This window comes from Janthinobacterium algoris, from assembly GCF_051380935.1.
GTDB lineage: Bacteria > Pseudomonadota > Gammaproteobacteria > Burkholderiales > Burkholderiaceae_D > Janthinobacterium.
In genome coordinates this window covers 37585-46975 of sequence record NZ_JBNYXZ010000012.1, presented here as the reverse complement: position 1 = coordinate 46975, position 9391 = coordinate 37585, and the positions used below count along the sequence as shown (strand labels likewise).

General features: G+C 63.2%; 16 protein-coding genes and 1 pseudogene. All 17 read right to left on the bottom strand.

Annotated elements, in window-relative coordinates; all coding sequences use genetic code 11:
- Window positions 1-123, bottom strand: coding sequence for a hypothetical protein (locus ACQ4W7_RS18220; RefSeq protein ID WP_426070231.1), 123 nt, complete (start codon window positions 121-123; stop codon window positions 1-3).
- Window positions 120-830 (bottom strand): hypothetical protein, encoded by a 711-nt coding sequence (locus ACQ4W7_RS18215; RefSeq protein WP_426070230.1) that lies wholly within the window; start codon window positions 828-830, stop codon window positions 120-122. Before ACQ4W7_RS18215 ends, ACQ4W7_RS18220 begins: the two co-directional genes overlap by 4 nt.
- Window positions 755-1369 carry a hypothetical protein gene (locus tag ACQ4W7_RS18210; RefSeq protein ID WP_436532279.1) on the bottom strand — a complete coding sequence of 205 codons (615 nt, stop codon included), beginning with the start codon at window positions 1367-1369 and terminating at the stop codon, window positions 755-757. Before ACQ4W7_RS18210 ends, ACQ4W7_RS18215 begins: the two co-directional genes overlap by 76 nt.
- Window positions 1366-1686 carry a hypothetical protein gene (locus ACQ4W7_RS18205; RefSeq protein ID WP_426070228.1) on the bottom strand — a complete coding sequence of 107 codons (321 nt, stop codon included), beginning with the start codon at window positions 1684-1686 and terminating at the stop codon, window positions 1366-1368. Before ACQ4W7_RS18205 ends, ACQ4W7_RS18210 begins: the two co-directional genes overlap by 4 nt.
- Entirely contained in the window at window positions 1683-1943 is a 261-nt protein-coding gene (locus ACQ4W7_RS18200) for a hypothetical protein (protein ID WP_426070227.1), read from the bottom strand. Before ACQ4W7_RS18200 ends, ACQ4W7_RS18205 begins: the two co-directional genes overlap by 4 nt.
- Complete coding sequence (locus ACQ4W7_RS18195) at window positions 1940-2248, bottom strand: DNA translocase FtsK (protein WP_426070857.1); 309 nt, start codon at window positions 2246-2248, stop codon at window positions 1940-1942. The genes ACQ4W7_RS18200 and ACQ4W7_RS18195 overlap by 4 nt, the downstream gene beginning before the upstream one ends.
- Window positions 2249-2518: 270 nt before the next feature.
- Window positions 2519-3406 (bottom strand): annotated as a pseudogene (locus ACQ4W7_RS18190) (recombination-associated protein RdgC); the annotation flags it as partial.
- A 10-nt stretch (window positions 3407-3416) separates the two neighbouring features.
- Complete coding sequence (locus tag ACQ4W7_RS18185; RefSeq protein WP_436532472.1) at window positions 3417-3869, bottom strand: DUF1367 family protein; 453 nt, start codon at window positions 3867-3869, stop codon at window positions 3417-3419.
- Between the two features lie 40 nt (window positions 3870-3909).
- The gene (locus ACQ4W7_RS18180) at window positions 3910-4152 is read right to left on the bottom strand and encodes a hypothetical protein (RefSeq protein WP_436532276.1); all 243 of its coding nucleotides are present in this window, start codon (window positions 4150-4152) and stop codon (window positions 3910-3912) included.
- Window positions 4149-4901 (bottom strand): KTSC domain-containing protein, encoded by a 753-nt coding sequence (locus tag ACQ4W7_RS18175; RefSeq protein ID WP_436532272.1) that lies wholly within the window; start codon window positions 4899-4901, stop codon window positions 4149-4151. The genes ACQ4W7_RS18180 and ACQ4W7_RS18175 overlap by 4 nt, the downstream gene beginning before the upstream one ends.
- A 27-nt stretch (window positions 4902-4928) precedes the next feature.
- Window positions 4929-6290 carry a coiled-coil domain-containing protein gene (locus ACQ4W7_RS18170; protein ID WP_436532270.1) on the bottom strand — a complete coding sequence of 454 codons (1362 nt, stop codon included), beginning with the start codon at window positions 6288-6290 and terminating at the stop codon, window positions 4929-4931.
- Complete coding sequence (locus ACQ4W7_RS18165) at window positions 6287-7057, bottom strand: lambda exonuclease family protein (protein WP_436532268.1); 771 nt, start codon at window positions 7055-7057, stop codon at window positions 6287-6289. Before ACQ4W7_RS18165 ends, ACQ4W7_RS18170 begins: the two co-directional genes overlap by 4 nt.
- Window positions 7054-8193, bottom strand: a complete 1140-nt coding sequence (locus tag ACQ4W7_RS18160) for a RecT family recombinase (protein WP_436532266.1) — start codon at window positions 8191-8193, stop codon at window positions 7054-7056. Before ACQ4W7_RS18160 ends, ACQ4W7_RS18165 begins: the two co-directional genes overlap by 4 nt.
- 112 nt (window positions 8194-8305) lie before the next feature.
- Window positions 8306-8551 (bottom strand): hypothetical protein, encoded by a 246-nt coding sequence (locus ACQ4W7_RS18155; protein WP_436532264.1) that lies wholly within the window; start codon window positions 8549-8551, stop codon window positions 8306-8308.
- Window positions 8548-8682 carry a hypothetical protein gene (locus ACQ4W7_RS18150; RefSeq protein WP_436532262.1) on the bottom strand — a complete coding sequence of 45 codons (135 nt, stop codon included), beginning with the start codon at window positions 8680-8682 and terminating at the stop codon, window positions 8548-8550. Before ACQ4W7_RS18150 ends, ACQ4W7_RS18155 begins: the two co-directional genes overlap by 4 nt.
- Complete coding sequence (locus ACQ4W7_RS18145; RefSeq protein WP_436532260.1) at window positions 8679-8903, bottom strand: hypothetical protein; 225 nt, start codon at window positions 8901-8903, stop codon at window positions 8679-8681. Before ACQ4W7_RS18145 ends, ACQ4W7_RS18150 begins: the two co-directional genes overlap by 4 nt.
- Entirely contained in the window at window positions 8900-9352 is a 453-nt protein-coding gene (locus tag ACQ4W7_RS18140; RefSeq protein WP_436532258.1) for a hypothetical protein, read from the bottom strand. The genes ACQ4W7_RS18145 and ACQ4W7_RS18140 overlap by 4 nt, the downstream gene beginning before the upstream one ends.
- Window positions 9353-9391: the final 39 nt, after the last annotated feature.

Here is a 9391-nt window from a genome sequence, read left to right as displayed (position 1 = left end):
TCAGGTTGTCGCGGCCAGGATGCCCGCCAGGGTCGCCGCCACGTAAATCAGGATCAGGGCCGCCGCCACGCGCGCGGCGCCGGGGCTGCGCTCGCTGTTCGGCACTTCGTCGTTGTCGGTCATACTGCCTCCGTGGTGGGCATCTTGATGCCGCGCCAGGCGTAGAAAGCTGGCCTGTCATCAGGCGAGATGCGCATGCAGTCTTCGCCGAACGTAAAGGTGGCGTCGTGCTGCGCCCCTGGAAACCTGAAGTAGAGGAGCGCCTGGGCATGTCCGAGCCTGTCCGGCCCCTGCAGCGGCGCGCGGCTTACCCAGATGCTGCCGATCTTGCAGTCCGGATATGTGACCGCAAAGAACTCGATCAGGGCCGCCTGTGCGGCCTTGCGGGCGCGCTGCTCGACAAACTCCCCCATCACGCAGCTGTAGCTGCAGTAGACGGCATTACCATTCGTGACAACTTCCAGGTGTTCGTGCTCTTCACATTCGTCCTCGGCTTCCTGCTGCATGGTTTCGGTGACGCGCCGGCTGCAGTGGTTGCACTCGAACCACCAGCCATGTTCGATTAGGACCGCGTGCGGCACAGGGCCGGGCGCGTACTGATCGAACTGCGGGCGGCGGTTGCAGGATTCGACTTCGTTGAAGGAGCAGTCCAGCTCATTCCCACCTTCGCGCCGTGCTGTAGCGCTGTTGGTTGCAAAGGTGATGACGCAATGGCCCTCGCCGGGTTCGCGGACTTCATAGGCAAGCAGGCGCTTCATCGCGTAACCCGCTTGAAGGTGATGGCCCAGCACCACGGATTCGAATCCCAGCAGCCGCCGGTCGATTCCCACAGGTCGCGCCAGGCCGAGCGCTCGGTTGCGCGACCGCTGGTGTCAGTCCCTTTGCACACGATGTCGTAGCGATCCTGCGATTCGGCCAGCGCTTCCATATCAATGCCCTCGGCAACAATGTCGGCGTCGCTGATGTCCTGCAGGCGCTCGACGCGCACCGACACGATCTCCAGCAGGATGCGGCTTGTCCAGCGCGGCATGTGGATGCTGGGCGTCCAGCGCGCTGGTTTTCGTGTCGGCTGCCGTTGTGGAAGCTCAGCGCCATCGGCGCGGAAGATCGGCCATTCCTCATGTCCGTTATCGTCCATGCAAAACGTCTCGCGCACCCAAATGCGGTCGCCAGCCTGGCCGTATGGGCATTTTCGGCCCGATTCCGCCAGCAGGGAAAGGAGTGCGGCCGGATCGCCCTGCCACGGCTCGATATGCCTGTCGGTGACCTTTTGCGGCTGCGGCTTGATGACCCGGCGCGTCTGCGTCTTGCTGCCGTCGAGCACGGCGCGCACCATGGCACCGTTCATGAGGATGGGGCGCTCTTTCATGATTTTTCTCCAGCGGCCAGCGTGGCAGCAAACATATCGACGGTTTTCGTATCGCGCACCACCAGCGGCGGCAGCACGTCCAGGAAATCGCCGATGGTCAGCTCATTCCCGCGTGGGCCGTACGGCAGGCAATCGACGGTCCAGTCTTCCGGCAGGTCATCCTCGGAGCGAACTTCATCGTCGACATAGCCGTTGTGCTGGCTGTCTGCGATGATTTCGGCGAAGCCTGCTTGAAACAATTTCTCAGCTTCGCTCACGCTGGGCGCGACAACGACTGCCGTTACGGTGGCGCTTACGGTGTAGAGGCGGTTGATCATGTGGCGCCTCCTGCGCGCTTCCGGCGTTCCCACGCCGCTATTTCGCCCTGCGTCATGTGGTAGTACCCATGCGTGCCGCAGACCGGGCAAACCTTGGCCGTCACGCCTGGGCCGAACTTCTTGCTTTGCACGCTGGTCATCTCGCCCTCGTAGCCGCGCCACTTGCATTTCATCCTGCCGCAACGGATCGGCGCCGTGTTGTAGGCTGGCCGTTCAGCCGACTTTGGTGCCGCCATGTAGCCGCCTGGGCCGATCATGTTGCCGCTCCCATCACGGCCGCCACCGTATAGTTGCCCTGCGTAACCTTGACCACGCTGGCGGCTTCCATCGCCTCGATCAGCCGGGCCGCACGGTTGTAGCCAATGCCCAAATACCGTTGCACTAGGGATATCGATGCGCGCTGCCGGCTGCGCACCAACTCGACGGCCTGGTCGTATAGCGGATCGGTCGCACTGCCGTCGCCGGGCAGCACGGCGCCTGCCGCTTCGCCATTCAGGTGCGGCACCGGTCGCTGCTGGCGGACAGGGGCATCGCCCGCTGCTGGCCGTGGGCTCGGTTCCATGATCTCAACGGCGGCTACCAGCAGCAGGTCGGCGGATTGAGAGCCGCCAGGAAGCTCCTTAGCCAGCGTCAGCGCGGATTTAATCGCGCTCTCGGCGGTTTCCGCCATGTGCTCGCGCACGCGGGCAACGGCCGGCTGCACGGTGCTGTCATACAACTCGTTGAGCACATCGCGGTAACGGGCGCGAAGCTTGTACAGATCGGCAGTCAAGTTCACGGCGCGCTCGATCTTCTGCTGGCCGGCAGCAGCCGGGCCCGGCGCCTGCATCTCCACGTAGGCCTCGCCACCCAGCGCCTCAACCAGATCGGCCAGCATCTTGGCCAGCTCGCCCGACATCAGCGCAAAATCGCTGTCGAAGCGCTCGTCGTCATTGCGCGTGGCGCTTTCCTTGATGATCTCCAGCGCCTTCACCGATTTGATGGCCAGGCTCTCGTCCAGCACGAAGCTGATCTTGTCGCTCCAGGTCATGGCCAGGCGCGTGCACTGCTTGCCGGCGGCGATATGGCGGCGGATATCGTCCGCTTCCAAGGTGTGGCGCTTGTATGCCACTTGGGCCTTGCTCTCGCCCGTGGCGCGCATCGTCGCATCCTGGTCGATGGTGAAGCCGGCCGGCGCATCGTCCGCCTGCAGCCATTCAGTCATTGCCGCCACGGGCGAGCGCTGCACGCGCAGGCTTTCCAGCGGTAGCTTGCTGACGGACTTGAGCAGCAGTTTGACCACTTCGTCTGCTTTGCTCGGGCTGGCCGCATCAATGACAAGCCAGCCGTTGATCGGGTCGATCCATACGGCCGTGGTGCTGGCCAGCGGGAAGGCGCGCGGCAGCAGCTCGTCGGTGACGCGCTCCTTTAGCTCCTTCATGGCCTTTTTGCCGGGCGCGAAGCCTTGGGCTTCTTCCATTTCCGTCGCCCGGGCTTTCGTGAACTGGTTGATGACGCTGGACGGCAGCAATTTCTTCTCGGTTTTCAGCTGCAGCAGGAACTGGCCGGCGACGGCGTGTACGAGGTCGCCATTCGGGCGCGGCGCGGCCCAGCCTTGGCTGACGAGATCCATGCTGGTGGCATCGGTGAATTTCTGCGGCACCAGCGCTGCGGCGAGGGCGTCGGCCGTCATTGCGCAGTTTTTCGGGAGGCGATAAATTTGAAGATTCTTGAACCACATATCTTGTCCTTCAGCGGTCGAACCGCAGTAGTTGCTCAACGACCGCATCCAGGTCGTCGCGTGTGTATTTGGTCAAAACGCGCTGCAAGATGACGTTGATCGTCTCGTTGTAGAGCGCTTCGAACTCGATCTCGTCCATCTGTGCAAACGAAACGCTTTTGGCTTCCAGTCGTACCTCGCCCTTGAGGTTCACCGTCGATTCAAAGAACCCGGCCAGGATCGCCACGTCTTTCCGGAACCGCTCTTTGTTCTTCGCCACTGGCTGGCCCTGGTAGGTCAGGCCGGCACGCGGCTCCCACTGGTCGAAGGCGAAGGACACCAGGGCGAAGTACTTCTTATGAAACTTGTAATTCCGCACCTTCTTGAAATCGGCGTGCATCAGCGCGCCAACCTTCATTTTCTGAATGAAGTCGGCCGCTGCCTCGTCGTGTGGGACGAGGACGTTTGCCGTTTTCATGAGCACGATTTCTGTCAAGGCGGTGCTCCCGCAGCGCCGCGCGCCGTCATGCTTTTGCCGCCTTCAAAGCCGTCACGCGTTCCAGGTCATAGCAGCCGCTGATGCCATCCAGCCAGATGACTGCGGTGTGGCTGCCCATGACCTGCGCTTCGCTATTCGTGACCGTCTCGCGGACCTCGCCACTGTCCAGCTTGACGCTGACGGCGGCGCCGACCGGGTGCGCCGCGTTGAACTTGTCGCATTCCGCCTGCAGCTGTGCGGCAGACTTGCGGGCCGGACGGCCTGTCACGCTGCACCGCCCAAGTCGGCCACGTCGATCACGATGCCGCGGCAGTACGGCTCGCCGTCTTCCACGATTTCAAAGGTGGCGTGCGACACGTCGGTACGGTAAGTCCAGCTGTAGCCGTCCTCCTTAGCCCACAGGGCATCCACGGCGCGCACCTGCGGCGCCCGGGCGAAATAGTCTTTGAGCGCTTCGTCGTCGTGCTCGATATCCTCGCGGAACGGGAGCAGGCCCTTGGCGTCGATCAGCGCAATGGTCGGCGCGCCGCGCTCGTCGTCCACGAAGCCACGGAATTCCATCAGGTCATCGCTGGCGCCGAAGATCACGATCAGGCCGGCCGCTTTGGCCTGCATTTCCTCTTCCTTCAGCATTTCCTTGCCGTATTCGCGGCCCGTCAGCAGGCCGGCCAGCAGCTCCTTGCTCAGCTTGACCGGCGGGGCTTCGGCCAGGCTGGCCGGTTTGACGGCCGGCTGCGGCGCCGCGTGGCTGAACTCCGTCTGGTCGACCTTCGAATATGGGAACTGGTCAGCGCATTTCTTGATGCGCTGGATGAAAAACGAGCCGTGCGACTCGGCGCCCAGGAATTCGGCGAACAGTTCGGCGTTGAAATTTTGGTAGTGGTAAATGCCGCTCTGGCCGGTCGATTTCTTCGGGTGGAACTGGATGGCCAGCAGGTTCAGTTCTGGCGCGTGGCCGATGGCTGCGAACTGACTGGATTCGACCTGGTGCATGACGATTTTAGGGATGGCGCTCATAGTGATCTCCTGGTGGGTGGCAATGGTTTAAGCGGCGTGCTTGGCTTGTACGGCGCTGATATGGCGAGTCAGTGCTGCGCACATCGATGGGAACGAGCTTTCGTGATACAGCTTGGCGGCGCGGTCGGTGGCTGCATGGCCAAATCCCAGTGAAGCCAGAAACTCGGCGGTAAGGGCAAAGCCAAGGCGCTCGCCGATCTGGCCGAGGCGCAACGTGGGCTGGCCTACAGGCGCCGTTTCGCGCACTTCAAGGCGCACTGGCTGGCAGACAGCAGGAGTTGCTGCCGCAGCTACATCGGCCAGATCAGCCAGGCGGCCTTGTTCGGCTACGGCAGCGGCCTGCTGTTCAGCAGCTACGCGGTCACGCTCGGCTTGGTCGGCAGCGGCCTGGCGGTCAGCCGCTGCCTGCGCTTCTGCGGCAACGCGCGCTTGCTCGACGGCGGCACGGTTAGCATCGGCCTGGCGCGCTGCGGCCAGTTCAGCCAGCTGGCGGTCAATCTCTGCTTGGGCAAGACGGTTCTTCTCGGCCTGGGCATCGGCTTCCGCCTTAAGCTGAGCTGCGGCGGCTTCGCGTTCGCGCAGGGCGGCAGCTTCCTGTTCGGCTGCAAGCGCAGCCAGGCGGTTCGCCTCAGCCTTCTGTGCTGCGGCGACGCGCTCGGCCTCTTCCAGTGCCAGACGCTGACGTTCGGCAGCCGCTTCGCGCAACTGGGCCAGCTCGGCGCGCTCGGCAGCGATGCGGGCCGCTTCTTCTTCACTGGCTACAGCAGCAGCGTGCACGCCGGCCAACTTCACCAGCACATCCGCGCGCGCCGTCACGGCCGCATCTTGGAGCTTGCCGAACGATTCGTCGGGCAGGTCAGTTTCCAGCACTGCGATCATCTCGGCGATCGCAGCCGCTGACTTGCCGACGGTCGCCAGTGGCAGTTCGCGAATGTTGATGATGCGCTGGCGCGTCTTCTCCTCGCGCTCGGCCTCGGCTTTTTTCAGGTCATCCTTGCGCTTCTCCTCGGCTTTGATGGCCGCGTCGAACTTGGCTTCGTAAGGAATGACTGCGTTTTTCAAATCGGCGTACTTCGAGTCCAGCAACTTGCCGATGGTCAGGATGGGAGCCTTGCGCTCGACGCGCGCTTTCTCGCCGGCCACTCGCACATCGTCGCGGAACGCGGCGCGGTACTTGATACAGATTTCCATGCCGGCCGTCGTGCTGGCGTCCGGGGTGATCGTGTCGGCTTCAGCCTTCAAGATGGCGAATATATCGTTGTATGGCTTGAAAACCTCGGCGACGTACGCGGCTGGGTCCAGGGTGATCAGTTGGCTGCCGGCAGCCGCCGCGATTGCTTGAGCAGTGGTGGCGCCAACTGCTGCGATTTCGTTAGGTTGGTTGTTCATGCTGCCTCCTTCATCCGTAATAGTTTTTCGTTATGGGAAACCAGTTTTTCAAACTCGGTCAGCTCCTCGACCATCTGATCGATGTATTCGTCGTCGCGCTGGAAGGTACGCATCCACAAGTGCTTGTCGATAATCTCCAGGGCAGGACAGTACAGGCAGAAGTCCCACCACTTGCGCGCCGTGATCCACATGCAGCCCTGCACCTGGTCCATGAACTCGCTGGCGTCGTTCTCGATGTAGATGCGCTGTAGGCGCTCCGGCGAGATCAGGCATTTGTATTCGCTGCCACCGTCGCGACCGATCAGCCCGTCGGCGCTAGCGCCGAACAGTCGGTCGCCGGTCAGCACGAAGCCCGCGCGCTCCACCATATGACCGCTGACGATCTCGTGCTCGCGACGTGCCGCCGGCTCCAACTCGTGACCGCGCCGCATGGCGTACGTCTCGAAGCTCTCGTCCAATGGCTTGCCGCTGATTCGCTCAATGGCCAGGCGGAAGGCATAGGCCTTGGCCGCCTCTGAGAAGTCGCCTACTGGCAGCCCCTCAATAGCACGCTGAACAGATTCAGCTTTTGGCGCCGCGCGGTAGCCGGCCAAGTCGCGCGCATAACCTTCGCTGTAGCCATGACGGATTGCATCGACATAAATTTGCTGCTTCTCGTCCAGGCCGCCGGTACGCGAGCGTGCAACCACGAACATGCTGGCGGTGATCACGCCGGCGCGCGCCTGATGCCATGAATCGCTGCCTTGTTCGCAGTTGAGGACGATCATTGCGCAGCTCCGGCAGCCTCGGCGCGGGCCATCAGCTTGGGATATTCGCCGGCCAGCGCGCCCTGTGTCGCTGGCGATAGGCGGCTCCACACGTCGTTAAAGAATTCGACGCCAGTATCAGCATCCTGCGTGAGGTCAGCCAACAGCGCCTGCATGTCGTCCGACAGCGGCTTGGCGGTGCCTGCGACCGGCCCTGCGTCGATGGTGCGACCCTGATCGGCGGCAGTGGCGTCGGCCTTCCAGCCGTCGTGATAGATGGCCAGCGCCTTGCGATTCGGCGCGCCGGCCTCGCTCCAGAATTTTTGATAAGCGGCGACACCCTTGGCTGCGGCGGCCTTGGCCTGCTGGATCAGTTGAGGCGCTGCTTCCGGTGCTGGCGCGGCGGCTGCAGCCTGTTCGCCGGTCGGCGTGATATCGCGCATTTCGCGGTTCACTTCCTCCAGTTCGTCGGGGGTATAGACGCCCAAGATCACGTCCGGTGCATACAGGCGTGTCCAGCGCTTGACTGCGAGGTAGGCCAGCTGTTGCTTCGGATCGGTCGCCCAAAGCGGCGAATTGCGTACGCTGGCCTGGACTAGCAGGAGATCCAGCACGCGCGGCTCGGTTTCGCCCCGGAGAGTGCACCAGACGCGGACGCCCAAGCCATCCTCGTCGGCCATGCTGTAATCGGGTATCCGATATTCGGAAGCCTTCTTATAGTCCTTATCTCCGTACTTGCCCACTGCAGCCTTTTGCTGCACCTTCGACTTGCCAATGATCTTTTCCCAAGGGCCATACCAGTCGTAGCTGAAGCGGTCCAGCGTGACGCCGCTCGACTGGATCACGGCATTGACCAGCTGCGCCTCGTAGCCGAGCGTGCCGTTCACCAGGTGCGTTTTCTGCGCCACCGCGAACGGGTTCATGCGCCACTGGATGGCCTGCATGATGACGGCAGCGCAGTCGGCCGGGCTGCCGCGCAGGTGCTCCGGGATGGTGGCGCGGCCCTTGGCCATGATGTCGGCCAGGCGCATCATGCTGTCCATGCTCGCGCTGTCGAGGATCAGCGAGGCGCTGCTGGTGGCCACGACGGGCATGTCGCCCTGTTCGTATTGCGTCGCCTGCATGGCGGTGCGGCTTTCTTGCGTAACTGCGTTCATGACGTTTTCCTTGTGATTTTTGTAATTTCTGCCTTCAACAGCGCCAGGCGGACGGCATAGACGATGGCGTGGCCGGAATGCCAGTTGCGCAGGGCCTGGCTGGCCACGTCGATCACGGCTTGGCTGACGACGTCCACTGCGCCTCCCGGTGGGCGCGACCCAGGCGCTGCACGCGCTCGGCGGATGCGTCCAGGTCGATCAGCGCTTCGATCTGGGCGGTGATCAGCTCCTTGCGCATTTCTTCCAGTCCGGCCAGCTCGCGGCGCACGCCGGCCAGGCGCATCTTGTTCATGCGGTGCTGGTGCTGCGCCTGGTAGAAGCGGTGGGCGGCCAACAGGCGGCGGAAGAGGGCGATCACGGCGACACCAGCACGGTGATGCTCATCGGCTCGTCGTCTGGTAGCGCGGCGAGGGTGGCGTCAGGGCTGCCGGTGCCGGCGTACGTGTGCTGGCTGCCGGTGGCCGTGCAAGTGGTGATGATGTAGCTCACGATGCACTCCCTTCACGGTCAGCCAGCAGCACGCGGATACCGTTGCGTGCGGTCGTGGCCTCCTTGCCGTAGCAGGCACCGGCCGGCATATGGTCGGTCGCATCCAGGCAGCCGCTGTTCAGCGCCGATTCGACGCCAGCGTCCTGGTGGGCGAAGGCGAGGGCGGCAGACACGGCCAAGCGGGACTGGCGGCCGGCGGTGACGTTGCGGGCGGCAATCATGCTGCGCCGCCTTGCGCCGCCAGCCACACGCCATCAGAATCAGGGACGAAGGCCAGCGCCACGCGCCAGTCGTAGCCGGTTGTGATGTATTCGTTCTTGTCGTTGCCGATGTGAGCGCATTCCAGTATTTCGCGCACCAGCCAGCCGGTCGGGACGCGAAGGCGCTGCACGAAGCCAGTCTCGGCCAGTACTTTTTCCCACTTCGCACCGATATGCGCGGAGGCGGCCGGCGGCGCGGCGAACTGGATCATGTCGGCAGTGACCTGCTGGACACTGCCGTCGGCGCGCTCGATGATGGCGATCGCGTAATTGCCAGCGCCATTCTCGAACTCTTCATAGGCGGCGCCGAACTGATGGAATGTGGCCATGCCATCCTGGGTGCGGACGTTTTGCAATTTGCCGTCGCCGTCTCTTTCTTGAAGCCACTTGAAAACTTGAACTTGGCGCATGGCCACTCTCCTGGTTATGATCTGGCGCCCCTGCCGAGA